The organism is Nonomuraea sp. NPDC050404, assembly GCF_040655495.1.
In the GTDB taxonomy this organism is placed as follows: domain Bacteria; phylum Actinomycetota; class Actinomycetes; order Streptosporangiales; family Streptosporangiaceae; genus Nonomuraea.
The window spans coordinates 268,038-292,542 of record NZ_JBFAKB010000003.1; the positions used below are offsets into that span (position 1 = coordinate 268,038).

A 24,505-nucleotide genomic window follows, 5' to 3' on the forward strand; every position below is an offset into this window, starting at 1 on the left:
CACTTCAGGTACGGCCCGCCATCCTCGGAGTCGTCCGATCGTTTCCCAGTTTCCCCAGTTGAGGAGAACACATGATCAAGCGACGTCTCGCGGTGCTCGGTGGAGTCGCCGTTTTCGCCCTCGCGGGCCTCACCGGCTCCGCCATGGCCAACGAGCCCACCCCCACCGCCGGCTCGAAGGTGATCTGCAAGACGAGCGACGGCAAGACGGTCGAGATGTCCAAGGCGCTGCCCGTCAAGGAGGGCGTCGTGGTCGGGCCTGACGGCAAGGTGAAGCGGATCGGCGGCGGGATCGCCGAGGGCGCCGAGGGCGAGATCAGGAAGGCGATCCCCTCGGACGCGGAGGGCGTGAAGCTCACGCCGGAGCAGATCAAGGACTTCGAGAAGGCCGAGCCCGCGAAGGCCGGCGAGGCCGTGAAGCTGCCCGAGGGCGGCGTGGCGATCGCGAAGGGCCCCGACGGGAGCATCCAGGTCAGGAAGCTCACCCCCGAGGAGATCGAGAAGGCCAAGGAGTCGGGCGAGCTGCAGAAGGTCGTTCCCGCGCTGCCCGCCGAGCCCGGCAAGGCCCTGCCCTCGGGCGTGGACCCGTCCAAGACCGTCAAGGTGACCTGCGAGCCGGTCAAGTAGTCAGTCCGTGAACGACGGGTGCGGCCCGAGCGCCCAGTACTCGAAGAGGCCGTGGCCGACGAGCCCGTCGTACTCGAAGCGCCCGACGGCGTCCACCAGGCCCCACATCCTGGCGGCGTCGTCGGGCAGCCGATAGGTCACGCCCTGCACCACGGGCCGCTCGCCCTGGTACATGCCGTGGCGCCACTCCTGCTCCAGGCCATAGCCGGTGCCGACCATGAGGTGCACCGGCAGCAGGGGGGTGCAGCGCACGTCGAACGGTTTGCCGCCGGGCGGCGAGAACGCGATCGTGGCCTCGACGACGTCGCGAGTGCCGGGGGCGTAGACCGGCCGGTACTCCGGTCTGCCGAGGTACTCCTCCTCCCGACCGTCGGGCCACACGCGGACGGCCTCCTCCAGCACCCTGCGGCCCCGCTCGTCCTCCTGGACGATGCAGAGGATCGCGTGGTCGTCGAAGCGCATCGGCGCGTAGAGCCAGTAGAACGTCCCGGGGTTCTTGACCTGGATCCCGGGCGGCTCGGACTCGCCGACCGGCCTGATGCCCCAGGAGCGGTCCCTGGTGCCCATCCAGCGGTCGGGTGTGACGGATATCTCAGTCTCGCCGAGCCTGATGTCTCCGGTCCATCGCCCGGTCTGCGCCATCCGTACCGAGTCGAACATCACCCGCTCCTGCCACCGCAGGAAGTGCCGTGGCTCCAGCACGGCCGGGATCGTCCCCTCCCACAGGAGGTCGAAGGACAGGCCGTGCTCGTTCGGCTTCAGCACCACGCGCAGCCGCTTGAGCCCTTCGATGACCTCGACCCTGAAGGGCCCGATCGTGGTGTCCATCCGGTCGTCGCCCAGCTCGCGCGAGGCCCGGACGACGCGGTGCAGCTCCGGCGTCCGCAGGCAGGCGAAGGCGTCGGTGACGCCCAGGTTGGGGTACTGCCCGAGCCCGACGATCAGCATGAGCTCATCCGAGGCGGCGTGGCAGTTGAAGTAGTAGCGGTCGTAGAAGTTGCGGTCTCCCGTGGTCACGTGCCGCATGACCTGGGCGGCCTGGTGCACGGGGTAGTCGTCGAGGGGTGACAGCGCCATGCTCGCGTTTCTAACAAGCGCTTGGTTGTACGTCAACGGCTCCCCGGACACCGCCTGCCCCGGGCACCGCCTGCCCCGGGCACCGCCTGCCCCGGGCACCGCCTGCCCCGGGCACCGCCTGCCCCGGGCACCGCCTGGCCCGGGCACCGCCTGAGCCGGGCACCGCCTGAGCCGGACAAGCGCCCGGCCCGGACAGCACCCGGCCCGGACAGCGGAAGCGCGCCCCCGCAGGAGATGCGGGGGCGCGCTGCCAGCGAAATCACGACATCCTACGAGATGCCTCATCCGCCTTGTTCGACACGTTGGCCGCCATCCGGTCCGCGGTCTCCGAAGTCCTGTCCGCCTTCTCGTTGACCCATCGCGAGGCATCGGACGCGGAGTCCTTCATGTGCTCGGTCCACTGCTCGGCGTTGCGGCGGTAGAACATGTAACCGATCGTTCCGACCGCCAGGCCGGTCAGCAGTACGAGCACCGGCCACCGCCGCGAATGCGACGGTTTGGGATCGATCTTCCTGGCGGCCGCGGTCAGCATTGAGCTGACCTTGGGTGCCACCTGGTCCTCGAACCCGTGTGCCGCGGACTCCAACCGAGGCGCAGCCCAGTATCGGGCGTCCTCGATGCGGTGAGCGGCGGCAACCTTGGCCTGGTCGGCCATGGGCTGCATTCGCTGGCCGGTTCGCATGGCCTGGGCCTTCATGCGGCCCATCCACGTGGCGGGCACTTCGATGGCCACGTGGCGTTTCCTCATTCTCAGGGACACAACAACCTCCCCTGTCGTTCGGGGCCCCGAGCCTGACCTGCCCTGGACAAGACGGCTCAATCATGGCCGTCCGTGGGAGGATGGCTCAGATGGCCGAACGGCCATAGTCCTCAAAACACCACAAAACCAACCTTGTGCATAGAGGGGGCAGCGCTCTCGTGGCTGAGAAGCTGATCGCAAACCTGAAGACCAACCACGGCAATATCAAGGTAGAACTCTTCCCCACCAAGGCTCCGAAGACGGTGAAGAACTTCGTGGAGCTCGCCGAAGGCTCCCGCGAATGGACGCACCCGGGCACCGGTGAGAAGAGCAAGGCCCGCTACTACGACGGCACGATCTTCCACCGGGTGATCTCCGGCTTCATGATCCAAGGCGGCGACCCGCTCGGCCAGGGCATCGGCGGCCCCGGCTACGAGTTCGACGACGAGATCCACCCCGAACTCGTCTTCGACCGCCCCTACCTGCTGGCCATGGCCAACGCCGGGATCCGTTTCGGCAAGGGCACCAACGGCTCGCAGTTCTTCATCACGGTCGTCCCGACCCCGCACCTCAACCGCAAGCACACCATCTTCGGTGAGGTCATCGAGGGCCAGGAGGTCGTGGACGCCATCGGCAAGACCCGCACCGACCGCCGCGACCGTCCGATGGAGGACGTCGTCGTGGAGTCGGTCACCATCGAGCGCGTCCCCGCCTGACCCGAGCGGCTCTCCCCCCGCCGCACCCACCACACATGGGTACGGCGGGGGAGCCCCGGCGGTCGGCCACCGTGAGCGGCCAGACGTCCCGTTACGCCTTCGCACAGGTCGGTCGCCGTGAGCGCGGCCGGACGTCGTCTCGGACACCTCGTCCCGCCTTCGGACAGGTCCGTCTCAGGCACCCGTCACGCCTTCGGACAGGTCCGTCTCAGGCACCCGTCACGCCTTCGGACAGGTCCGGCGGGGCCACGCGGCATGCCCAGACAAGCCATAGGCTTTCGGTCATGACCAGCCAGCCGCCCAGCCCGCCCCCGCACCCAGAGCAACCCGCCGAGGTGCCCACGTGCTACCGGCACCCCGACAGGGAAACCTGGGTACGCTGCCAGCGCTGCGAGCGTCCCATCTGCCCCGACTGCATGCGCGACGCCGCCGTGGGCTTCCAGTGCCCCGAGTGCGTGGCCGAGGGCAACAAGGGTTTCCGCCAGGCCAAGTCGACGTTCGGCGGCAACGTCGTACGCACGCCGTTCGTCACGTACGCCATTCTGGCCATCAACGTGCTGGTCTTCGGCGCCCAGTACCTCACGGGCACCACGGTCACGGGCGCGCTGGCCATGTGGCCCGCCGGCGTCGCGCTGGGCGACGAGTACTACCGCCTGATCTCCGCCGCCTTCGTACACGGCGGAGTTTTCCACATCCTGTTCAACTGCTGGGCGCTGTTCATGATCGGCCCTTACCTGGAGCGCGCGTTCGGCCATGTCCGCTACATCGCGCTCTACCTGATCAGCGCGCTCGGCGGCTCGGTGCTCGGCCTGTGGCTCGACCCGCTCGGCCAGCCCACGGTCGGCGCATCGGGGGCCATCTTCGGCCTGTTCGGCGCGGTGTTCGTGGTGGGCCGCCGGCTCAACATGGACGTACGCGGCATCGCCGTGATCATCGCGCTCAACCTGGCGATCACGTTCCTGGTCGCGAACATCAGCTGGACCGGCCACATCGGCGGCCTCGTCACGGGATCGCTGCTGGCGGGGGCGTTGGCCTACGCCCCCAAGAGCAACAGGACTCTGTGGCAGGTGCTGGCGATCGGGGGAGCGCTGGCCTTGATGGCCATCCTCGTGGTGGTCAGGGTCTCGACCATCGTCGCCATCGCGGCCTGACGCCCCTGGCAAGGCGGTCTTCCCCCGGTGGCCCGACCGCCTTCCCCAGCCTTCCTCAGCCGCCGCAAGCCTTCCCCAGCCGCCGCAGGCCTTCCCCCAGTGGCCGAAAGCCTTCCCCTAGTGGCCGAAGGCCTTCCCCAGCCTGTGGAAAAGACTGTGGAAAGAACTAACGCCAGCGGGTGGAAAGCACCACACCGAAGATGAGGAAAACAAACCCGATCAGCAGATTCCAGTTCTGGAGATCGCGGAAGAACGGCGCCTGCGGTGCGACGTAATAGATCGCGATCCACAGGATGCCGACGATCCAGGCGATGACCATCGTCGGTGCCAGCCAGCGCGGGCTGACCTTGATCTGCTGGGACCTCTGCGGCGGGGTGTAAACCGCCTTCTTGCGAGCCTTGGGCTTGGGCACTGGATAACTCCTGCTGAGGGCCTGGGCTTCCGGATCGTCCACAGGCTCTTCGTTAAGCGTAGTTGAAGCGTGCCCCAGGATAGTCGCCACGCGCACGACATGGCGATCCCCAGGGGCCGCCTCATCGCCGAATACGCTGACCGCATGCGGGCCACGCTCCGGGCCGTCGGGGAGATCAGCATCACCGCGGGCCTGATCCTCATGCTGTTCTGCGCCTATCTGCTCTGGGGCACCGGCGCCTACACCCAGAGCCAGCAACTGCTGCTCCAGCGCGAACTGGAGAAGGACAGAACCGGCGAAGGGCTCGACGGGATAGAGCTCGGCAGGGCCCTGGCCCTGCTGCGCATCCCGAAGCTGGGCCGCGACTACCAGTACGCCGTGGTCGAGGGCGTGCAGGCCGAACAGCTCAAGAAGGGCCCCGGGCACTACCCCGACAGCGCCATGCCCGGCAAGATCGGCAACTTCGTGTTGTCGGGACACCGCACCACGTACGCGGCCCCGTTCAACGAGATCGACGAGCTCGAACGCGACGACGAGATCATCGTCGAGGCCCGCGAGGCCCGCTACACCTACCGCGTGACCTCACAGGACATCGTGCGGCCCGACGAGATCGACGTGCTGGCCCCGGTGCCCGGCAAGCCCGACATCCGCCCCATTCGCGCCTTCATCACGCTGTCCACCTGCCACCCCGAGTACTCGGCCGCCGAGCGGCTCATCGTCTACGGCGTGCTCAAGCAGACAGAACCCCGCAAGGAGTGACATGTACGCCTGGCTCTGGCGCAACCTGCCCGGCGGCCGCCGGTCCACCAGGGCGCTGACGGCCGCCTTGCTGCTCCTCGGGACGGTGGCCGTACTCTGGTATGTCGTCTTTCCCCTTCTTGAGCCCACGGTGACACTGGACGAGGTGACCGTCAGAAAATGAGCCGGGTGCTGGTCGTGGACAACCACGACAGCTTTGTCCACACCATCGTGCAGTACCTGCGCGAGCTGGGCGCCGACTGCGACGTGCGGTCGCGCGACGACGTACGCGCGCACGACGCCGACGGCTTCGACGGCGTGCTCATCAGCCCCGGCCCCGGCACCCCCGAGGCGGCCGGCGTGAGCGTCCCCCTGGTCCACCACGCGGCCGGGACCGGCCTGCCGCTGCTCGGCGTCTGCCTCGGCCACCAGGCCATCGCCGTGGCCTACGGAGCCACGGTGGCCCGCGCGCCCGAGTTGCTGCACGGCCGGACCAGTGAGGTCACGCACGACGGCGAGGGCGTGTTCGAGGACCTGCCGTCGCCCGTGCGGATGACCCGCTACCACTCGCTGGCCGTGCGGCCCGAGACGGTGCCTGAGGAGCTCGACGTGAGCGCCCGCACGCCGGACGGGGTCATCATGGGCCTGCGGCACCGTACGGCGCCCATAGAGGGCATCCAGTTCCATCCCGAGTCCGTGTTGTCGGAGCACGGTCACCGGCTGCTGAGAAATTGGTTGCGGAGAATCGTGTAACAAATGTCTCGCGCAGAGCGACGTACAAGTGAGCGTCCCCGCCGTTGCCCCCGAGCGGCGGGGGCGTTCTCATGTCCGCCCGAGGGTGGCTGACGCATCCGTACAGGCGAAAGGGCCGCCCATCCCCTCTCCGGGACGGGCGGCCCTTCGCACGCCTGCAAACCGCGAACCTCAGCCGCCGATGAACCGTGAACCTCAGCCGCCGATGCTGCCGCCGAGGCCCTCCTCCTCGCCGATCGGGTTGTCGCCGCCGTCGCCCGGCGGTTCCTCGTCGGTCGGGAAGTCGTCGGTCGGCTGCTCGTCCGTCGGGAAGTCGTCCGTCGGGACATCGGTGGTGGGCGGCGGAGCCGTGTCCTCCGGTCCGGAGGACACCACGATGGTGATCGTCGTGTTCGCCGCCAGCTTCTGCCCCTCGCCCGGGTTCTGCTGCACCACGGTGCCCTGGGGCTGCGCGTCGGGCTGCTCGACGACCTTGACCTTGAAGCCCGCGCCCTTGATCTGCGCGGTGGCGTCCTCCTGCGTGAGCCCGACCACGCTCGGCACCTCGCCGAGCTCCTTGGGCACGAAGAGGGTGACCGTGCCGCCCTTCTCGACCGCCGCGCCGGGCTTGGGCTCGGTGGAGATGACCGTGCCCTGCGGCCTGGTCGAGTTCCTGGTCTGGATGACCGCGCGCAGGCCGGCCTCTTCCAGGAGCCTCTCGGCCTCGTCCTGCTTGGACCCGACGAGACCGGCGGGAACCTTGATCTTCTCGGTGCCCTTGGACACGATGAGCTTGACCGGGGTGCCCTTGTCGACCTTGGTGCCTTCCTTCGGGTCCGTCCCGATCACGGCGCCCTTCTCGACGTCGGCGCTGAACTCCTGCACGACCTGGACCTCAAGCTCGAGCTTCTCCAGCTCCGCCTTGGCGTAGTCGTCCTCCTGCGAGGCGAGGGACGGGATCATCACCTGGGTCTCGGCCGGCGTGCCCGAGCCGCTGAACACCACGTAGCCGATCGTGATGAACGCGCCGATGATCAGCAGCGGGATGATGATCCACAGCGCGGTCTTGACGCCGTTGCCGCCGCTCTGCGCCCTTCGCCGGCCGCCGCGGCCACCACTGTCCTCGTCGTACTCGTACGGCGGGATCGCGCCGCTGCGCTGCGTGGCCGGGCCCTGGGCCGACTGGGTCGCGGTCATCATGCGCGTGCCCTGGCCGTAGTTGCCCTGCTGCATCGCCATCGTCTGGGCGTCGACCGGCATGCCGGACATCGCACGCTGGATGTCGGCCCGCATCTCGCTGGCGTTCTGGTAGCGGTGAGCGGGGTCCTTGGCCATCGCCTTGAGCACGATCGCGTCGGCCCACTGCGGGATCTCGGGATCGATCTGCGAGGGCGGGATGGGGTCCTCGCGGACGTGCTGGTAGGCGATCGCGACGGGCGAGTCGCCGGTGAACGGCGGCTGACCGGTCAGCAGCTCGTACATCAGGCAGCCGGTGGAGTAGATGTCGCTGCGCGCGTCCACCCGCTCGCCGCGGGCCTGCTCGGGCGACAGGTACTGGGCGGTGCCGATCACCTGGGCCGTCTGCGTCATCGTGGCCGCGTTGTCCGCCATCGCGCGCGCGATGCCGAAGTCCATGACCTTGACGTCGCCCGCACGCGTGATCATCACGTTGGCCGGCTTGATGTCGCGGTGCACGATGCCGCCGCGGTGGCTGTAGTCCAGCGCGCGCAAAATGCCGTCGACCAGCTCCGTGGCACGCTCGGGCAGCAGACGCCGATCCTGACGCAGCAGGTCGCGCAGTGTCTTGCCGTCGACGTACTCCATCACGATGTACGGCACCGGAGTGTTCTCCGCGCCGTCTTCACCGGTGTCGTACACCGCGACGACGGCCGGATGGTTCAGGGAGGCCGCCGATTGCGCCTCACGGCGGAACCGGGCCTGGAAGGTGTGATCGCGCGCGAGGTCGGAGCGGAGGGTCTTGATCGCGACTATGCGGTCCAGCCGGATGTCTCGGGCGCGATACACCTCGGCCATGCCGCCGCGCCCGACGACACCGTCGAGCTCGTAGCGACCTCCGAGTAGCCGAGGCTGAGTCATTTCCTGCACTGTCCCTTACCGTTCATCTTGGGTACCGGCCTGCTCGGGGGGCCGCCGGTGTCCATCATCGACCCCATGGCGCATCACGTCTCCTCCTTGGGCGGGTTTGTATCACCCGGGTCCGGCGAGGCGGTGGGTGTCGGAGTTGTCGGGGTAGTGGTGGGCGTCGTCGGTGTCGGAGTGGGCGTCGGGCTTGGGGTGGTCGGAGTCGGTTTCGGTGACGGCTTCTTGGTGGGAGTAGCCGACTTGCTTACCGTAGCCGACCGCGAGGGTATCGGCCTCGGCGACTTCACCGGAACCATCGACGGCCGCCGCGTCGGAGTCTTGGTCTTCTTGGGTTTCTGGACGGGCGTGCGCTCGGCCGTCTGCGTCGCCGTCTGCGACGGTTCTGCCACCTCGGGCGGCCTGGGCGGCTCCCGGTTGGCGAGCGAGACCGCGGTGAGTCCCACCGCCGCCACACATCCCGCCGCCGCGACCAGGGCCAACGTCCTGGCGTTCCGCCTGCGCCCGCCTCCGGGCCGCTGCTGCAGCGTCGTGGCGGGGTCGAGGTGGTCGGTCTCCAGGTCGTCCTCGCCGACCGGCCCGCGCCCGCGAAGGTCGCGAGGGTCGGGAGCAGGCTGACGAGCGAGAAAACCTTCGGGATCGGAGACCGGCCGGTGCACGCCGGAGCCTCCCGAAGCCGGATGTACGCCGGAAGCCGGATGTACGCCGGAAGCGCCGGTGCCCCCCGGAGCGCCGGAGCCGCCGGAGCCCCCGTAAGTGGAGCCTGGCTCGCGTACCCGGAAGCCTCCGGGATCGGTGAGCATGCTCAGCTCCGCGCCGTCCTCGGCGCCGGCCAGCGACTCGCGCAACACGTAGGCCCGGTCGGCCACCTCAAGCGCCGTGGCGGGACGCTGCTCGGGCTCCTTGGCCAGCAGCGCCATGACCAGCTCACGCACCGGCGCGGGAACGTCCGCGCCGAGCGCCGGCGGCCGCTCGTTGAGGTGCAGCAGCGCGATCGCCACCTGGTTGTCCCCGCGGAACGGCGTGTGCCCCGCCAGGCACTCGTAGGCCACCACGCCCAGCGAGTACAGGTCAGTGGACGGCGTGAGCGAGAAGCCCTGCGCCTGCTCGGGACTGACGTACTGGGCCGTGCCCAGTACGGTGCCGGTCTGCGTCACCGGCGCCGCCTCCAGGGCGCGCGCGATGCCGAAGTCGGTCACCTTGATGGTCCCCTCGGGGGTGACCATCAGGTTGCCGGGCTTGATGTCGCGGTGGATGATCCCGGCGGAGTGGGCCGCGTGCAGCGCCTTGGCCGTCTGGTGCACCACGTCGAGCGCCACCTCGGGCCCGATGGCGCCGTTGCGCGCCAGGATGGCCGACAGCGGCTCGCCGTGCACCAGTTCCATGACGAGGTAGGCCAACTGCTCCTGCTCGCCGTAGTCGAAGATCTGGGCCACGCCGGGGTCCGCCAGTGCGGCGGTGAGCCGCGCCTCGTTGCGGAAACGCTCGCGGAAGGTGGGATCGGCGTAGATGTGGCTACGCAGGATCTTGACCGCCACCTCGCGACCGAGAAGCTCGTCGCGGGCACGCCAGACCTCTCCCATACCGCCTGCGGCGATGCGGGAGAGCAGGAGATAGCGGTTACGGAGCCGCATGACCCGTCAGGTTACCGTCACTCACTTGTTCAGCACCGCCTCCAGCACAGCCTTTGCGATCGGCGCGGCGGTATGACCGCCGGTTGCCTCCGCCCCGACCTTGGCCGCGCCGGACTCGACGATGACCGCCAGGGCCACCTTCGGGTCCTCGGCGGGTGCGAAGGAGATGAACCAGGCGTGCGGCGGCTGCCCGTCGGCGGTCTCCGCAGTGCCTGTCTTACCTCCTACTTGGACGCCGGGAACCTGAGCAAGGTTCGCGGTGCCGTTCTGGACGACGCTGACCATCATCTCGCGCAGCTTGGCCGCCGTCTCCGAGCTGACCGCCTGCGAGAACTCCTGCTGGTCGGCCTCCTTGATCGTGTCACCCTTGGCGTCGGTGACCTTGTTGACCAGGTACGGCTTCATCACCGCGCCGTCATTGGCGATGCCCGCCGCGATCATCGCCATCTGCAGCGGCGTCATCCGGTTGCTGCGCTGCCCGATGGAGGCCATGGCCAGGGCGGCCTTGTCCTCCTCCGGCCCGAAGTCGCTCTGCGCCACGCTCATCGGCACGGCGAGCGGCTTGCCCATGCCGAACTTTTCGGTCTGCTCGTTCATGGCGCCGTAGCCCAGCTCCATGCCCATCGAGCCGAAGGGCGTGTTGCAGGACTTCTCCAGCGCGAAGACCAGCGTCACCTGGCCGCTGCCGCAGGCCGAGCCGCCGTAGTTGGGCAGGCTGATGGTCGTGCCGGGCAGCGGCAGGTTCTGCGGCGCCTCCACACTGGTCTGCGGGCCGCGCGAGGAGTCCTCCTCCAGGTACGCGGCCATGGTCACGACCTTGAACGTCGAACCGGGCGGGTAGGTCTGCGCGACGACCCTGTTGAGCAGCGGCTGGCTCTTCTCCTTGGCCAGTTCGTCGTAGCGCGAGAAGACCTTGCTCTTGTCGGTGCCCGACAGCTCCGTCGGGTCGTAGGTGGGCAGCGAGACCATCGCCAGGATGCCGCCCGTCTTCGGGTCGAGCGCGACCACGGCCCCGCGCTTGCCGCTCTGCCGCAACGCGTCGTAGGCGGCCTTCTGCGCCTTGGGGTTGATCGTCAGGTCGACGCTGGCGCCCTTGGTGGGCTCGCCGGTGAACAGGTCGATGCTGCGTCGCAGCAGCATGTCGGCGCTGGAGCCGTCGAGCAGGGAGTTCTCGCTGGCCTCGATCGCCTCGGCGCTCTCGGGTGAGAAGAAGCCGGTGACGTGGGCGTACAGCTTGGCGTCGGGGTACTTCCTGATGAACCTGAAGTCCTTGTCCTGGGTCTCCACGGACTGGGCCAGCACCTTGCCGCCGGCCGTGATGCGGCCACGCTCGATGGCGTAGCGCTCGAAGAAGTTGCGCCGGTTGCGCGCGTCGTCCTGCAGCCCGTCGGCTCGGACGGCCTGCAGGATGTTCACGTTGACCATCAGCAGCGCGAACATGGCCAGACAGGCCACGGCCGCGCGCTTCAGAGTTCGGTTCATCGCTGGAACACCTGTGTCATTCCTTCGTTCTGGATCGCTTGGGGCGGAGGCCGCCGTGCCGCATCAGACATGCGTACCAAGAGTGCGATAAGGATCCAGTTAGCCAGCAGCGCCGAGCCGCCCTGGGACATGAATGGGGTGACCAGGCCGGTCAGCGGGATGAGGTTCGTCACACCGCCGACGATGATGAAGACCTGCCAGGCCAGGATGAACGACAGGCCGCCCGCCAGCAACTTGGAGAACGGGTCGCGGGCCGCCAGGCCGGTGCGCAGGCCCCGCTGCACCAGCAGCGCGTAGACCATGAGCAGGGCCATCAGGCCGGTCAGGCCCAGCTCCTCGCCGGTCGCGGCGAAGATGAAGTCGGAGAACGACAGCGGGATCAGGTCGGGATTGCCCAGGCCCAGGCCCGTGCCGAGGATGCCGCCCGCGCCGAACCCGAACAGCCCCTGCATGATCTGGAAGCTCTTGCTGCACATCGGGTCGCCCGGCGGGTCCTGCTGGCAGATGTCGGCGTTGCCGTAGTAGACCGGGTTGGTCGGGTCGAGCCAGGCGTCGAAGCGGGCGCCGACGTGGTCGAAGGCCAGCCCGGCCAGGTACGCGCCGCCGACGAACAGCAGCACGCCGATCAGCACCCACGACGTGCGCTGGGTGGCGATGTACAACATCGCGATGAACGTGCCGAAGAGCAGCAGCGAGGTCCCGAGGTCCTTCTCGAAGACCAGCACGAGCAGGCTGAGCACCCAGGTGGCCAGGACAGGGCCGAGGTCCCTGGCCCTGGGCAGGTCGATGAACAGCAACCGCCGCCCGGCCAGCGCGAGCACGTCGCGCTTGGCCACCAGGTAGCCGGCGAAGAAGACCACCAGCAGCAGCTTGGCGAACTCACCGGGCTGGATGGAGGCGAAGTTGCCGAAGCGGATCCAGATCTTGGCGCCCTGGACCTCGCTGATGCTCGCGGGCAGCACCGCGGGCAGCGCGAGCAGCACCAGGCCGACGGCGCCCGCGGTGTAGGTGAGCCGTTGCAGCGCGCGATGGTCACGCAGCACGATGAGGGTGATCGTGAACATCACCACCCCGACGGCCGTCCACATGATCTGGCTGGAGGTGGAGGCCAGCGGCATGCCGCCGGTCTCCAGTCGGTAGATCATCACCAGGCCCAGGCCGTTGATGAGGGTCACCAGCGGCAGGATGAGCGGGTCGGCCCAGGGGGCGAACTTGGCCAGCACCCCGTAGGCGACCAGCATCAGGCCACCCAGCCCCAGCCCGTACGTCAGCATGCCCGCGGGGATCTTCCCGTCCACCGCCAGGCCCACGTTGGCGTAGGCGAGCATGACGATGCCCACCGCGAGCGCGAGCATGAACAACTGCGCCCCGCGCCGCTTGGCGGGCATCGGGACGGGTTCGACGGCGACTTCGCTCATCTACTGCTGCTGCTTCGTCTTGGTCGCGGTGGCGCTCGGAGTGGGGGACGTGGTCGTCTCGGCGGGGGTTGTGTCCTTCGGTTCTTCCTCGGCGAACTTCAATGCGTTGATCCTCGTTACGCCTTCCGCGGCGGTCGGGACGGGGATGCCGCTCTTGATCGCTTCACGGTCGGCCTCGGAGAGCTGGGAGAGCTTCTTGCCCGTGGCCTCGGAGACCTTGAAGAGCTGGAACGGCCCCACCTCCTTCTGGATCCCCTGGAACACGACCACCTCGTCGCCTCTGGCACCGACGTAGAACTGGTCCTGGGTCCACTGGTATCCAAAGTAACCGCCGGCGCAGACACCGGCGACGCCGATGCCCAGCACCGTGACCAGAATGGGCCACACCCGACGACGTCTGCCCGAGCGCTTGGTCGCCTGGGCGACCGGCTCCTCGTAGTCGTCGCCGCCCAGCACCGGCTGGGGTGCGGTCACCGCGCCGGGCTGCCCCGGCACGGTCTCCGGCGAGTCACCGTGCAGCCGGTTCATGCCGGCGGCGCCTACGACGGCGACCTCGGCGGGCAACTGCTGCCCATCGGTGATCTCCAGCACGTCGGCCAGCACGCAGGTGATGTTGTCGGGCCCGCCACCTCGGTTCGCCAGGTCGATGAGCTGGCGGACGACCTCTTCGGGGTCGTCGATGTTGGTGAGCGTGGCATGCAGCGTCTCCGCGCTCACCACGCCTGACAGGCCGTCGGAGCACAGCAGATATCGATCGCCCACCTGCGCCTCGCGGAGCGTGAGGTCGGGATCGACCTCGCCGCTGCCGTCGAGCGCGCGCAGCAGGATCGAGCGCTGCGGATGCGTGGCCGCCTCTTCCGGCGTGATGCGCCCGTCGTCGACGAGTTGCTGCACCAACGTGTGGTCATGCGTGATCTGGTAGAGCTCCCCGCGCCTGAGCAGGTAGGCGCGCGAGTCGCCCACGTGCACCAGGGCGACCTGGGCGCCGTTCCAGAGCATGGCCGTCAGAGTCGTGCCCATGCCTTTGAGGCTGGGATCCCGCCCCACCATCTCGTGCAGCTTGCGGTTGGCGTTGCGAACCGCCGCCTCGATGGCGTTGAGCAGGTCACCTCCCTGTTGGGCCTCTTCGAGTGAGGCCATGGCGGCGATGGCGACGGAACTCGCCACCTCGCCGTGGGCGTGCCCGCCCATGCCGTCGGCGACGGCGAGCAGGCGGCCGCTAGCGTACGCCGAGTCCTCGTTTCCTTCGCGGAGGAGGCCGACGTCCGAGCGGGCGGCGTAGCGGAGTGCGATGGTCATTTGCGCAATTCAATGACTGTCTTGCCGACGCGGATCGGAACACCGAGCGGCACCGGGGTCGGGCGGGTGACTTTTGAGCGGTCGAGATACGTGCCGTTGGTGGACCCAAGATCTTCCACGATCCATTGACCGTCCTGAGGGAAGAGCCGGGCATGCCGGCTGGAAGCGTAGTCGTCGGTGACTACCAGCGTGGCGTCATTGGCCCGGCCTATGGTGATGGGCTGCTCCGTAAGGTTGATGGTGGTGCCTTGGAGTGGGCCGCCGGTGACGATGAGCTGGCGTGGCTCGCCCTTCTTGCTCTTGGGCTTGGCCACCGGTTTGGCGGGTTTGGCCGACTTGCGACCGCCCGCGGGAGCCGTGCGTGAACCGAACAAGTCAGTCCGGATCACGCCGACTGCGGCAATGACGAAGAACCACAGCACCGCCAGGAAAGCGAGCCGGATCAGCAGCAGCGTGAGCTCGGACATGGACCGTCTGTCTACCCCTAATCGCGCCGGAACACCAGAGTCGTGCGCCCCAACGTCACTCGCGTGCCGTTCTGGAGCTCGATTCTGCGTACCGGCTGGCCATTGACAAAAGTGCCGTTCGTCGATCCGAGATCCACGAGAGCTACATTCTGGCCCTCGACGCGGAGTTCCGCGTGATGTCGGGAGACTCCCGGGTCGACAAGACGAAGATCGCAGTCCGTGCCCCTGCCGAGCAAGGTCACCGGAGTGGTGAGCTCGTAGGAGCGGTCGCCCTGCGGGTCGTCCTGGGTGGAGACGAGCAGCCGGGGCCGCCCGTTGAACGCGTTGGGTCGGGAGGGGGGCAGGTCGCTCGCCGGCTGGCGGATCTCGTCCTGTTCCACCGTCGCGCCGCGGATGACGCCAGACCGGATGCGGAAAAGTCCCACAGCCAGGTCCCCGGCGGTCTCGAAGCGAACCCGGACCGGTCCCACGAAGGAGTAGCCCTGTTCCTTGGCGTACTCCCTGGCGAGGTTGGCCAGCTCGTGGCTGATGCTGTCGGCGTAGACCTCAAGCCGCTCGCTGTCGGTCGTGGACAGCTCAACCACGAAGTCGTTGGGCACGAGCGTGCGACCTTGCGCGACGATCGCCGCACGCTCATCCATCTCCCGCTGAACCGCGCTGGCGACCTCGACCGGTTGAAGGTCAGATTTGAACGCCCGCGCAAAGGCTCCCTCAACCAAGCCTTCGAGCCTTCGCTCGAAGCGCTGAAGGACTCCCACCGGGTACCTCCCTTCCTCCATGCATATGATCGCGGCCCCGAGACGCTTATGGCGCCCGGTTTCCGCTCGTCCCACGTCACGGCCCTGCCAGGCGCCCGTCGGCTGCCGCGCCCAGCTCCTCCGCTCCCGTGTCTTATGCGATCGTATCCGGGTTCAGTACCAGTGGCTGTTCCGTGCTAATGTTCTTTCCGCACCCACAAGGGCGGGTGGCGGAACGGCAGACGCGCACGGTTCAGGTCCGTGTGTCCGAAAGGACGTGAGGGTTCAAATCCCTCCTCGCCCACTCGGGTCCACCGATGAAAAATCGGCAGACCCACAGTGACGAAACTAGCCCCGGCTGGCAAGAGCCGGGGCTATTTCTTTTGTTCAACTGGCCGATACGGCTGCGCTCCGCATGGAAGACGGTAGATCCGTCCGGTTGCAGATGGCTTTCACCTGACTTGCGTGATTTACGTCACGCCGTGGGATCCGCTGTCTTTACGTGTTCTAGGTGTGTGGCGGGGGCGGCCGGCGGTGTGCCGGTCGCCCCCGTCGTTCAGGCGGCCCTGGTGTCCAGGAGTTCGCCCACCAGGTCGGTGAGGCTCACCATGCCGATGACCTCACCCCCCTGATTCGTCACCAGACCCAGATGGGATCGCGATTCCTGCAGAATCGTGACCGCTTCGGGGACCTGGGTGACGCACGCCAGCTTCGGCAGCGGCCGCGCCAGGTCACTGGCCTTGCTGGCGGGCTGCAGCAGGGCGTCGCGGGCGTGCAGGGCGCCCTCGACCCCCCGAGGGCCCTCCACCAGGAGCCTCAGGTGGGCGCTGCCCGCAGCGGCGGACCTGATCTCGGCCGCCGTGGCCGTCACCGGGACCTTGACGGCCCGGTCGATGGGCACCATCAGGCGTTCGATGCCCTCGTCGTCCAGCCGCAGCGCCCTGGTCAGCAGGTCGTGCTCCTCGCGGTCCAGCAGGCCCATCCGGCCGGACTCGCCGACCAGCATGGCGAGCTGCCGTGGGGTCCTCGTCGTCGCCAGTTCGTCCCGCGCCTGGACGCCGAAGAGGCGGAGCATCACGTTCGTCAGCGCGTTCAGAGATGACAGCAGCGGGCGCATCACCGTGGTGAAGGCCCTGAACGGGAAGGTCAGCAGCAGCGCGGCCCGCTCGGGGTGGGTCAGCGCCCAGGACTTGGGCGCCATCTCGCCCACCACCATGTGCAGAAACGTGACCAGCGCCAGGGCGAAGGTCAGGGCGATCGGCAGGCGCATGGCCTCGGGGACGCCGATGGCGGCGAAGACCGGCTCCAGGTAGTGCTCGATCGCCGGCTCCGTGACCTGGCCCAGGCCCAGCGTGCACAGGGTGATGCCGAGCTGGGCGCCGGCCAGCATGAGGGAGAGCTGCCTGCTGCCGCCCGCCGCCGACCTGGCGGCCAGCCTGACCATGCGGTTGCCGCCCGAGGCCATCTCCTCCAGGCGGTGACGCCGTGAGGAGACGAAGGCGAACTCCGCGGCCACGAAGAGCGCGTTGAAGGCGAGCAGCGCCACGCTTATAATGATCATGGTCATCGCGACGTCGCCTCCACGTGCGCGAGGGGCGTCACGCGTACCCATTCAGGGACCCGGCGATTGAGAGACATGACCGTGAGTTCCGCCAGATGTTCCTGTGCCGTCTCGTCCTCGAACGGATCCGTGTCCGGGGTGACCGGCACGACGACCGTGTCGCCCGGGTTCGGCATCCTGCCCAGCCTGGCCAGCACCAGGCCGCCGAGGGTGTCGTAATCGTCGCTCTCCGGGAGCGCCACGCCCGTCGCGCGCTCCACTTCGTCCAGGCGGAGCCTGCCCGGGATCTCCCAGATGCCGTCGGGGTGCCGCACGGCGCCCACCGGCTCCGGGTCGTTCTCGTCCACCAGCTCCCCGACCAGCTCTTCGGCCAGGTCCTCCACCGTGATGACGCCGGCCAGGCCGCCGTACTCGTCGATGACGCAGGCGATGTCGTCCTTCGCGGCCCGCATCCTGTCCAGTACGGCGGGCAGCGGCACCGAGTCGGGCACCAGCAGCGCCGGGCGCGTGATGGTGGCGATGACACCCTCGTCCAGACCGGAGGCGAGCAGCTCGCGCACCCCGGTCACGCCCGCCACGTCACCGTCGTCCCCGACCACCGGGTAGCGGGAGTGGCCGCATCGGCGCATGACCGCCAGCAGATCGGAGATGGGCTGCGAGGCACGCAGGGCCACCACCCGGGGGCGGGGCACCATGATCTCCTCCGCGGTGCGGTCGCCGAACTCCAGGGCCCGCTCCAGCAGGTCCGACAGCTTCGCCGGCAGCTCGCCCGCCTGCGTCGACTCCGCGATGATGCGCGACAGCTCCTCGGGCGTGGCGCCGTGTTCCACCTCCTCCACGGGCTCGATGCCGACGCGCCTGAGCAGGCCGGTGGCAGCGGAGTCGAACAGCTTGATCACCGGGCCGACGACGGCCAGGTAGACCAGCGTCGAGTTGGCCAGGAACTTCGCCACCGGCTCCGGCCTGGCGATGCCCAGGTTCTTCGGAGCCAGCTCGCCGAACACCATCTGCACCACGGTCGCCACGAAGATGCCGACCGCCACGGAGATGCCCGTGATCATGGTGTCGGACAGTCCCGCGCCGGCCAGCCATGGCCGTACGAGGGTGGCGATCGCGGGCTCGGCCAGGAAGCCGACCAGCAGGGCCGTCACCGTGATGCCCAGCTGGGCGCCGGAGAGCATGAAGGACAGCCGGGAGGTGACCTGGAGTGCCTTCTGGGCGGAGGCGTCGCCCGCGGCGGCCTGCTCGCGCAGCACGCCGCGGTCGGCGGCGACGAAGGCGAATTCCTGGGCGACGAAGTAGCCGGTCGCCGCGGTGAGAAGCAAGAGGGCCAGCAGCCCGAGATAGGCGCTCACCGTAGTGAGCCCTCAGAGGAACCCGTGCCCGAGCACGGGCGAAGACTCCACGGGTCCGGTTCGGACACGATCATCCCTTCGATAGAGGTCGTCCATAACCGTAACGACGCTGGTGGCCCCAATGTTTCCGAGGTGACCCTCAGCTAGTTCAGCGTACTTTTCCGTGGGAAAACCTTGGCGCAACGTCTTCACTGCCTGGGGGTTGGACGTAGCGTTTGTACAAAGCGAAGGGAAGAAGGCGAAGTGTCTGAGGACGACCGGACGCGGGCCATGCGCTCGCCAGGTGACGGCCGCCCGCTACCACCACGGCCCAATGACGGACGGCTGCGGTCCGGAGGCGCGCCCGCTCACCGGCTCCCCCCGGGAGAGCCGGGGGCGCCCACGCAGAAGCGTCCCGCGGCGGAGCCGGGGGCACCCACGCACAAGCTTCCCGCCGCCTCCCAGACTCCCGAGTCGCCGCGGGCCGAGCCGCCGCCGCGCTCCGGCGGGCGGGTCTATGGGCGGGAACGGTCGGGCAAGAGCCCGATCAGGCCGTTCAGGTCGCGCGGCGAAGGCCCGCCCAAGGGGCCTGGTGAACCCCCGCGAGGAGCGGGAGGCCCGCGCAGGCGGCCGTCGGGGAAGACCGTACTGAAGATCCTCGCGGGCGTGCTCGTGCTGCTGCTGGTGGCCGCCGTGGGCATGTTCTTCTGGATCGACTCCCGGCTGGCGGGGATCGACGGAGTGCTCGACGACTACCCCGACCGTCCCGCCGACACCCCGGGCACCAACTGGCTGCTCGTCGGCTCCGACAGCCGCAAGGGGCTGACCGCGGAACAGCGCAAGAAGCTGGCCACGGGCAAGGCCGCCGGGCAGCGTACGGACTCGATGATGTTGTTGCACATCCCCGAGGGCAGCGACAAACCCACGCTGGTCAGCCTGCCGCGCGACTCGGCCGTGGACATTCCGGGCAAGCGCCGCGACAAGCTCAACACCTCCTACGCCATCGGCGGCCCCAAGCTGCTGGTGCAGACCGTGGAGAACGCCACCGGGGTGCACGTCGACCACTACATGGAGATCGGCTTCGCCGGATTCGTGGACATCGTGGACGCCATCGGCGGGGTGGAGATCAACGTACGGGCCGCCGTCAACGACCCCAAGGCCGGGCTCAAGCTGAAGAAGGGCACGCAGGTGCTCACCGGCGCCCAGGCGCTCGGCTACGTGCGTACGCGTAAGGGCGGCGCGCTGCCCGACTTCGAGCGGACCAAGCGGCAGCGGCAGTTCCTCGGCGCGGTGGTGAAGAAGGCCGCCAGCCCCGGGGTGCTGATCAACCCGTTCACCTCGATCCCGCTGGCCTTCAGCGCCACCGACGCGGTCGAGGTCGATTCGGGGACCGGCGCGTTCAACATGCTCTCGCTGGGCCTGGCCATGGGGGACAGCCCGGTGACCACGGTGGTGCCGTTCGGCGGGAACGAGCAGATCCCGAACGCCGGCACCGCGGTCAAGTGGGACAGGGCCAAGGCGCTGCAGCTGTTCAACGCGCTGAAGGAGGACAAGCCGGTGCCGAAGGAGATCATCGACGCCTCCTGATCCGCCGAATCCCCAATCCACCGACGTCTCCTGATCCGCCGAATGCTCAATCCACCGACGCCTCCTGATCCGCCGGATGTCCGATTCATCGACGTCTCCTGATCGGCAGGATCTCCGATCTACCGACGTCTCCTGATCTGCTGGATGTCTGATCCACCGACGTCTCCTGATGCGCCGATCGGCGAGCGGCCCGCTCGCCGACGGCGGCGCGTCAGGTCGTGGTGACGGTGGTGATCGCGGCGGTGGTGGCGACGGTGGCCGCGATCGCGTGGATGGAGGCGATCGTCTTGGCCACCGCGTCGGCCGCCCAGGCGCCCTCGGCGATCTCCTTAACGCGCTTCTTGTCGGCGTCGGGGAAGACCTTGCGGGTCAGCCCGGCCGCGTGCGTGATCGCGATGAGGGCGGCCGTACGGGCGTCGGGGGCCGCGCCCATCAGCACGGCGGAGACCCGCTCCCTGACGTCGGCCTCCACGCCCGGGTTCGCCTCCGGCCAGCGGGAGACCGGGAAGATGCCCAGCACCTTGCCGCGCTCCTCGCTCAGCACGCCCGCGGCGGCCAGCCGGGACAGCAGACGCTCACGCAACTTGTGCGACTGCAGTTTCTGCACCCAGTGGGCGGGGGCCCGCTCCTTGCCCTCGGCGATGAGGGCCAGCGCGGCGTCGAGCTCCTCGTCGCCGAGCGGGGCCGGGTCCTTGACCGTGAGCTTCTTGTCCGACAGCTCCACCCGGCCGGCGATGGCCAGCTCGCCCAGGATGGCGCCGGCGAGGGCGGGATCGAGTTGCGTGCCGCCGACGAGCGGTTTGCCCTTGTCCTCGCTGAGGGCGAGCAGGAGGAGTTCCTCGGCAATCGTTACCGTCATGCTTCGACACTAATCTCTCAGGCATGACCATCTCGGAGAAGCTGCACGTTGTCGGCCGCCCGCTGCTCCAGGCCCAGCTCGACCACCCCACGGTCGCCGGGATCGGGCGCGGCGACCTGCCGGAGCCGGTGTTCCGGTCGTGGCTGGAGCAGGACTACCTGTTCCTGCTGGACTACGTGCGGGTGTTCGCCAGGCTGGCCTGGCAGGCGCCGGACGGGCACCTGGGCGACCTGGTGGACCTGGCGCACACCACCTTCCATGACGAGCTGAGCCTGCACCGGTCGATGTCGGCGCGGTTCGGGGCCGATCTGGAGGGGGCGGTGAAGGGGCCGGCGTGTGCGGCGTACACGGGGTTCCTGCTGGAGTCGGCGGCGTCGTACGGGGAGGGGCTGGCGGCGCTCTATCCCTGCATGTGGGGCTATTCAAACCTTGGGCGGATATTGGCGGAGAACCCGCCCGCCGAGCCGAGATATCGGGCCTGGGTGGACACGTACGCGGATCCGGGGTTCGCGGCGCTGACCGTGCGGATCGCGCAGCTGATCGACGAGGCGGATCCGGATCCCGGGCGGGCGCAGGCCCTGTTCGAGGAGGGGATGGCGCATGAGCTGGCCTTCTGGGACGTGCCGTAGACGGTCGGACCCGGCACGTACTCTGGGGTCATGCCGGAACTTCCAGAAGTGGAGTCCCTGACCCACTTTCTCCGTGAGCGGGCGGTGGGCCGCACGATCCTGGCGGTCGATGTGGTCGCCTTCCAGGCGCTGAAGACGTTCGATCCGCCGGTCACCGCGCTCGGCGGGCTGAGCGTGACGGGTGTGGCCAGGCATGGCAAGTTCCTCGACCTCGACTGCGACGGGCTGCATCTGGTCATCCATCTGGCCCGCGCGGGGTGGTTGCGCTGGCGTGATGACCTTTCCGGCGCCAAGCCGGTGCGGCCGGGCAAGGGCCCGCTGGCGGTACGGGTGCGGCTGGCGCCCGACGATGAGGGCCTGGCGCCCGGGTTCGAGCTGACCGAGGCGGGGACGCAGAAGCGGCTCGCCGTCTATGTCACGAAAAATCCGGACGATGTGCCCGGTGTCGCGGCTCTCGGGCCCGATCCGCTGGCCGAGTCCTTCACCGTGGACGTGCTCAAGCGGATCCTCGGCGGCAACCGTACCCAGATCAAGGGGTTGCTGCGCGATCAGAAGGTCATCGCGGGCATCGGGAACGCCTACTCCGACGAGGTGCTGCACGCGGCACGGATGTCGCCGTTCAAGATCGCTTCGTCGCTGACCGACGCGCAGGTGGCGGACCTGCACGAGGCCATCGTCACCACGCTGGGGGAGGCGGTTGAGCGGGCGCACGGGCTGGCGGCCAAGGACCTCAAGGCGGAGAAGAAGTCGGGGCTGCGTGTGCACAACCGGGCGGGGCAGCCCTGCGACGTGTGCGGCGACACGATCAGGGAGGTCTCGTTCGCCGACTCCTCGCTGCAGTACTGCCCCACGTGCCAGACAGGCGGCAAGCCGCTGGCCGACCGCCGCCTGTCCAAGCTCCTCAAGTAGCCGCCGCTCAAGTAGCCGCCGCTCAAGCAGCCACCGCTGCTCAAGTGGCCGCTGTCGCTCAGGTTGTGCTGAGTGCCGGTTCCGTTGAGGCGCGGGTGCGTGCGCGCAGGCCGACGATGGCGATGATCGCGGCCAGCAGTGTCGCGGTGGCGGGGACCAGCAGGGCCATGCGGATCGCGGACAGTCCGGCCTCCGCGCCCGTCGCGGCGCCCAGGGCCGCCACGTTCACCGCGGTCACCATCGACAGTCCCAGGGCCGCGCCGAACTGGAACGAGGTGTTGATCATCCCGCCGGCCAGGCCCTGCTCGTGCGCGGCGATGCCGTCCGTGGCCGCGATCGTCAGCGGGCCGTAGACGAAGGCGAACATCAGGCCGATCAGCAACATCGACGGCAACATGGCCGCGTACGTCCAGTCCAGGCCGACGCCGAGGAACAACGCGTAGGCCAGCAGGCCGGACAGCAGGCCGCCGAGCACGACCTTGGCGTTGCCGTACCGGTTGACCAGCCAGGGCGTGAGCGTCGGGGCCAGCACCACGTCGGCGGCCGCCGCCAGCAGGGCCAGGCCCGTCTGGATGGCGGACCAGCCGCGCAACTCCTGGAGGTAGAGGGTGAGCAGGAACTGGAAGCCGAAGAACGAGGCGGTGAGCAGGGCGGCCATCAGGTTCGCCCGGACCAGCGGGCCCGAGCGCAGGATCCCGAGCCGGACCAGGGGATGGGCGGTGCGGCGTTCGATGGCCACGAAGGCCGCCAGCAGGGCCAGGCCGCCGGCGAAGGCGGTCACGGTCAGCAGCGGGCCGTCGGAGACGTGCTCAAGGCGTACGACGCCGTAGACCAGCAGCATCATCGCTCCCGTGATGCTCACCGCGCCCGCCACGTCGAAGGAGCGCGCCCCCGGACGCTCCCCGACCGGCTCCTTGAGCAGCGGGATCGCGGCCAGCAGGATGACCAGTGCCAGCAGGACGGGGGCGAAGAACACCCAGCGCCAGCCGAACGCGGTCAGCAGGCCGCCGATCACCAGCCCGAGCGCGAAACCACCCGCGGCCGTGCCCGCGTAGATGAGCAGGGCCTGGTTGCGCTGCCTGCCCTCGGGGAAGTTCGTGGTGATCAGGGACAGGCCGGCGGGCGTCATGAACGCGGCGGCCACCCCGGTGACGAACCTGGCGACCAGCAACACCCAGCCGTCCTGCGCGAAACCGCCCAGACCGGAGAAGACCAGGAACACCGTCAGCCACAGCAGGAACATCCTGCGCCGTCCCAGCAGGTCGGCCGCCCGGCCGCCGAGCAGCATGAAACCGCCGTACCCCAGCACGTACGCGCTCACGACCCCGCTCAGCATGCCCGTGGACAGCCCCAGGTCGGCCCGGATCGACGGGAGCGCGATGTTCAGCATGGCCACGTCGATGCCCTCAAGGAAGATGGCCCCGCACAGAACGATCAGTACGCCCCATGAGCGGGCGGATGTAGGCACAACAAACCCCCGGTTACGAATAGTAGGTCGGTTCTCTCTTGTAACCGTCCAAATCATGCGTCAACATGGAATTTCATGGAAGACGGCACTTTGAGGTCACTCAGTTACTGCGAAGGCACCATGGATGACGACTACGACGTGCGCCAGTGGGATGTCCGGCAGGACTGCGAGGTCCGTCAGATACTCGACCGCATCGCGGACAAGTGGTCGCTGCTGGTGATCGCCCTGCTCGACTGCCAGAGCCTGCGCTTCACCCAGCTCCGCCGCGAGATCGACGGCATCAGCCAGCGCATGCTCAGCGTCACCCTGCGCCAGCTCGAACGCGACGGCCTGGTCAGCCGCACGGTGTATCCCGTCGTGCCGCCCAGGGTGGACTACGCGCTGACGCCGCTCGGCCGTACCCTGCACCAGACCATCAAGCCTCTGGTCACGTGGACGGAGGCGCACCAGGAGCAGATAGCGGCGGCACGTGCCGCCTACGACGCCAGGCACGAGATGATGGAGGCATGACCGTTCCTGAGATCGAGGCCGGCGCCGTTCCCGCCGACGCCTACCTGCTCGACGTCCGCGAGCAGGACGAATGGCTGGCCGGGCACGCCCCCGACGCCGTGCACATCCCGATGACCCAGATCCAGGGCCGGGTCGAGGAGGTCCCCGAGGACCGGAAGATCTACGTCGTGTGCCGGGTGGGCGGGCGGTCCATGCAGGTCGCGGCCTGGCTCAACCGGCTCGGGCGCGACGCGGTCAACGTCGGCGGCGGCATGCAGTCGTGGGAGTCCGCCAGCCGCCCGATGGTCAGCGAGACGGGCCAGCAGCCCTACGTCGCATAA

General features: G+C 68.7%; 25 protein-coding genes and 1 tRNA gene. 12 read left to right on the forward strand and 14 right to left on the reverse strand.

The features are described 5' to 3' along the window. The first annotated feature begins 71 nt into the window (after positions 1-71). The gene (locus AB0I81_RS09640) at positions 72-626 is read left to right on the forward strand and encodes a hypothetical protein (RefSeq protein WP_360652827.1); all 555 of its coding nucleotides are present in this window, start codon (positions 72-74) and stop codon (positions 624-626) included. Here AB0I81_RS09640 and AB0I81_RS09645 read toward each other — a convergent pair whose 3' ends face one another. Together AB0I81_RS09645 and AB0I81_RS09650 are read right to left on the reverse strand one after the other, a co-directional pair. Continuing rightward, on the reverse strand, positions 627-1,703 hold the full coding sequence (locus tag AB0I81_RS09645; RefSeq protein WP_360652830.1) for a hypothetical protein: 1,077 nt from the start codon (positions 1,701-1,703) through the stop codon (positions 627-629). A 259-nt stretch (positions 1,704-1,962) separates the two neighbouring features. Beyond that, positions 1,963-2,436, reverse strand: coding sequence for a YtxH domain-containing protein (locus tag AB0I81_RS09650; RefSeq protein WP_360652833.1), 474 nt, complete (start codon positions 2,434-2,436; stop codon positions 1,963-1,965). A 185-nt stretch (positions 2,437-2,621) separates the two neighbouring features. Here AB0I81_RS09650 and AB0I81_RS09655 point away from each other — a divergent pair, with 185 nt between their 5' ends. Together AB0I81_RS09655 and AB0I81_RS09660 are read left to right on the forward strand one after the other, a co-directional pair. Further along, positions 2,622-3,158 (forward strand): peptidylprolyl isomerase, encoded by a 537-nt coding sequence (locus tag AB0I81_RS09655; protein ID WP_360652836.1) that lies wholly within the window; start codon positions 2,622-2,624, stop codon positions 3,156-3,158. A 284-nt stretch (positions 3,159-3,442) separates the two neighbouring features. After that, positions 3,443-4,309 carry a rhomboid family intramembrane serine protease gene (locus tag AB0I81_RS09660; RefSeq protein WP_360652839.1) on the forward strand — a complete coding sequence of 289 codons (867 nt, stop codon included), beginning with the start codon at positions 3,443-3,445 and terminating at the stop codon, positions 4,307-4,309. A 166-nt stretch (positions 4,310-4,475) separates the two neighbouring features. Here AB0I81_RS09660 and AB0I81_RS09665 read toward each other — a convergent pair whose 3' ends face one another. After that, the gene (locus tag AB0I81_RS09665) at positions 4,476-4,721 is read right to left on the reverse strand and encodes a cell division protein CrgA (RefSeq protein WP_360652842.1); all 246 of its coding nucleotides are present in this window, start codon (positions 4,719-4,721) and stop codon (positions 4,476-4,478) included. Positions 4,722-4,865: 144 nt separating this feature from the next. Between AB0I81_RS09665 and AB0I81_RS09670 the strand changes: the two genes are divergently transcribed. From AB0I81_RS09670 to AB0I81_RS09680, 3 genes are read left to right on the forward strand one after another with little or no spacing between them, the layout of a single operon-like run. Then, the gene (locus tag AB0I81_RS09670; RefSeq protein WP_360652845.1) at positions 4,866-5,480 is read left to right on the forward strand and encodes a class E sortase; all 615 of its coding nucleotides are present in this window, start codon (positions 4,866-4,868) and stop codon (positions 5,478-5,480) included. A 1-nt stretch (position 5,481) separates the two neighbouring features. Further along, on the forward strand, positions 5,482-5,643 hold the full coding sequence (locus AB0I81_RS09675) for a hypothetical protein (RefSeq protein WP_360652848.1): 162 nt from the start codon (positions 5,482-5,484) through the stop codon (positions 5,641-5,643). After that, the gene (locus AB0I81_RS09680; protein ID WP_360652851.1) at positions 5,640-6,212 is read left to right on the forward strand and encodes a gamma-glutamyl-gamma-aminobutyrate hydrolase family protein; all 573 of its coding nucleotides are present in this window, start codon (positions 5,640-5,642) and stop codon (positions 6,210-6,212) included. The genes AB0I81_RS09675 and AB0I81_RS09680 overlap by 4 nt, the downstream gene beginning before the upstream one ends. A 195-nt stretch (positions 6,213-6,407) precedes the next feature. On the opposite strand, the gene pknB is transcribed toward AB0I81_RS09680, so the two are convergent. The 7 genes from pknB to AB0I81_RS09715 form a co-directional block, all read right to left on the reverse strand. Then, complete coding sequence (gene pknB / locus AB0I81_RS09685; RefSeq protein ID WP_360652854.1) at positions 6,408-8,288, reverse strand: Stk1 family PASTA domain-containing Ser/Thr kinase; 1,881 nt, start codon at positions 8,286-8,288, stop codon at positions 6,408-6,410. A gap of 83 nt (positions 8,289-8,371) precedes the next feature. Further along, complete coding sequence (locus tag AB0I81_RS09690; protein WP_360652857.1) at positions 8,372-9,925, reverse strand: serine/threonine-protein kinase; 1,554 nt, start codon at positions 9,923-9,925, stop codon at positions 8,372-8,374. A gap of 21 nt (positions 9,926-9,946) precedes the next feature. Continuing rightward, a complete protein-coding gene (locus tag AB0I81_RS09695; RefSeq protein WP_360652860.1) occupies positions 9,947-11,407 on the reverse strand; it encodes a penicillin-binding protein 2 in 1,461 nt (486 codons plus the stop codon). After that, positions 11,404-12,825 (reverse strand): FtsW/RodA/SpoVE family cell cycle protein, encoded by a 1,422-nt coding sequence (locus AB0I81_RS09700; RefSeq protein ID WP_360652863.1) that lies wholly within the window; start codon positions 12,823-12,825, stop codon positions 11,404-11,406. The genes AB0I81_RS09695 and AB0I81_RS09700 overlap by 4 nt, the downstream gene beginning before the upstream one ends. Next, positions 12,826-14,124, reverse strand: coding sequence for a Stp1/IreP family PP2C-type Ser/Thr phosphatase (locus AB0I81_RS09705; protein WP_360652866.1), 1,299 nt, complete (start codon positions 14,122-14,124; stop codon positions 12,826-12,828). It abuts the gene before it with no gap. Continuing rightward, on the reverse strand, positions 14,121-14,591 hold the full coding sequence (locus AB0I81_RS09710; RefSeq protein ID WP_360652869.1) for an FHA domain-containing protein: 471 nt from the start codon (positions 14,589-14,591) through the stop codon (positions 14,121-14,123). The genes AB0I81_RS09705 and AB0I81_RS09710 overlap by 4 nt, the downstream gene beginning before the upstream one ends. A 17-nt stretch (positions 14,592-14,608) precedes the next feature. Next, entirely contained in the window at positions 14,609-15,349 is a 741-nt protein-coding gene (locus AB0I81_RS09715; protein ID WP_360652872.1) for a DUF3662 and FHA domain-containing protein, read from the reverse strand. A gap of 200 nt (positions 15,350-15,549) precedes the next feature. On the opposite strand from AB0I81_RS09715, the gene AB0I81_RS09720 reads away from it, so the two are divergent. After that, positions 15,550-15,632: transfer RNA gene (locus AB0I81_RS09720), tRNA-Leu, on the forward strand. 252 nt (positions 15,633-15,884) lie between these two features. Here the strand turns inward: AB0I81_RS09720 and AB0I81_RS09725 are convergent. Next, complete coding sequence (locus AB0I81_RS09725) at positions 15,885-16,895, reverse strand: hemolysin family protein (protein ID WP_360652875.1); 1,011 nt, start codon at positions 16,893-16,895, stop codon at positions 15,885-15,887. After that, positions 16,892-18,244 (reverse strand): hemolysin family protein, encoded by a 1,353-nt coding sequence (locus AB0I81_RS09730; protein ID WP_360652878.1) that lies wholly within the window; start codon positions 18,242-18,244, stop codon positions 16,892-16,894. The genes AB0I81_RS09725 and AB0I81_RS09730 overlap by 4 nt, the downstream gene beginning before the upstream one ends. 243 nt (positions 18,245-18,487) lie before the next feature. Between AB0I81_RS09730 and AB0I81_RS09735 the strand changes: the two genes are divergently transcribed. After that, entirely contained in the window at positions 18,488-19,810 is a 1,323-nt protein-coding gene (locus tag AB0I81_RS09735) for an LCP family protein (protein ID WP_360652881.1), read from the forward strand. A 211-nt stretch (positions 19,811-20,021) separates the two neighbouring features. On the opposite strand, the gene AB0I81_RS09740 is transcribed toward AB0I81_RS09735, so the two are convergent. Further along, positions 20,022-20,669 carry a GPP34 family phosphoprotein gene (locus AB0I81_RS09740; protein WP_360652884.1) on the reverse strand — a complete coding sequence of 216 codons (648 nt, stop codon included), beginning with the start codon at positions 20,667-20,669 and terminating at the stop codon, positions 20,022-20,024. 23 nt (positions 20,670-20,692) lie between these two features. Here AB0I81_RS09740 and AB0I81_RS09745 point away from each other — a divergent pair, with 23 nt between their 5' ends. After that, the gene (locus tag AB0I81_RS09745; protein ID WP_360652887.1) at positions 20,693-21,298 is read left to right on the forward strand and encodes a TenA family protein; all 606 of its coding nucleotides are present in this window, start codon (positions 20,693-20,695) and stop codon (positions 21,296-21,298) included. A gap of 30 nt (positions 21,299-21,328) precedes the next feature. Then, on the forward strand, positions 21,329-22,207 hold the full coding sequence (locus AB0I81_RS09750) for a DNA-formamidopyrimidine glycosylase family protein (RefSeq protein ID WP_360652890.1): 879 nt from the start codon (positions 21,329-21,331) through the stop codon (positions 22,205-22,207). Positions 22,208-22,265: 58 nt separating this feature from the next. Here the strand turns inward: AB0I81_RS09750 and AB0I81_RS09755 are convergent, their stop codons facing one another. Next, the gene (locus tag AB0I81_RS09755) at positions 22,266-23,675 is read right to left on the reverse strand and encodes an MFS transporter (protein WP_360652893.1); all 1,410 of its coding nucleotides are present in this window, start codon (positions 23,673-23,675) and stop codon (positions 22,266-22,268) included. A gap of 120 nt (positions 23,676-23,795) precedes the next feature. Here AB0I81_RS09755 and AB0I81_RS09760 point away from each other — a divergent pair, with 120 nt between their 5' ends. Beyond that, positions 23,796-24,185, forward strand: coding sequence for a helix-turn-helix domain-containing protein (locus tag AB0I81_RS09760; protein ID WP_360652896.1), 390 nt, complete (start codon positions 23,796-23,798; stop codon positions 24,183-24,185). Then, a complete protein-coding gene (locus tag AB0I81_RS09765) occupies positions 24,182-24,505 on the forward strand; it encodes a rhodanese-like domain-containing protein (protein WP_360652899.1) in 324 nt (107 codons plus the stop codon). The genes AB0I81_RS09760 and AB0I81_RS09765 overlap by 4 nt, the downstream gene beginning before the upstream one ends.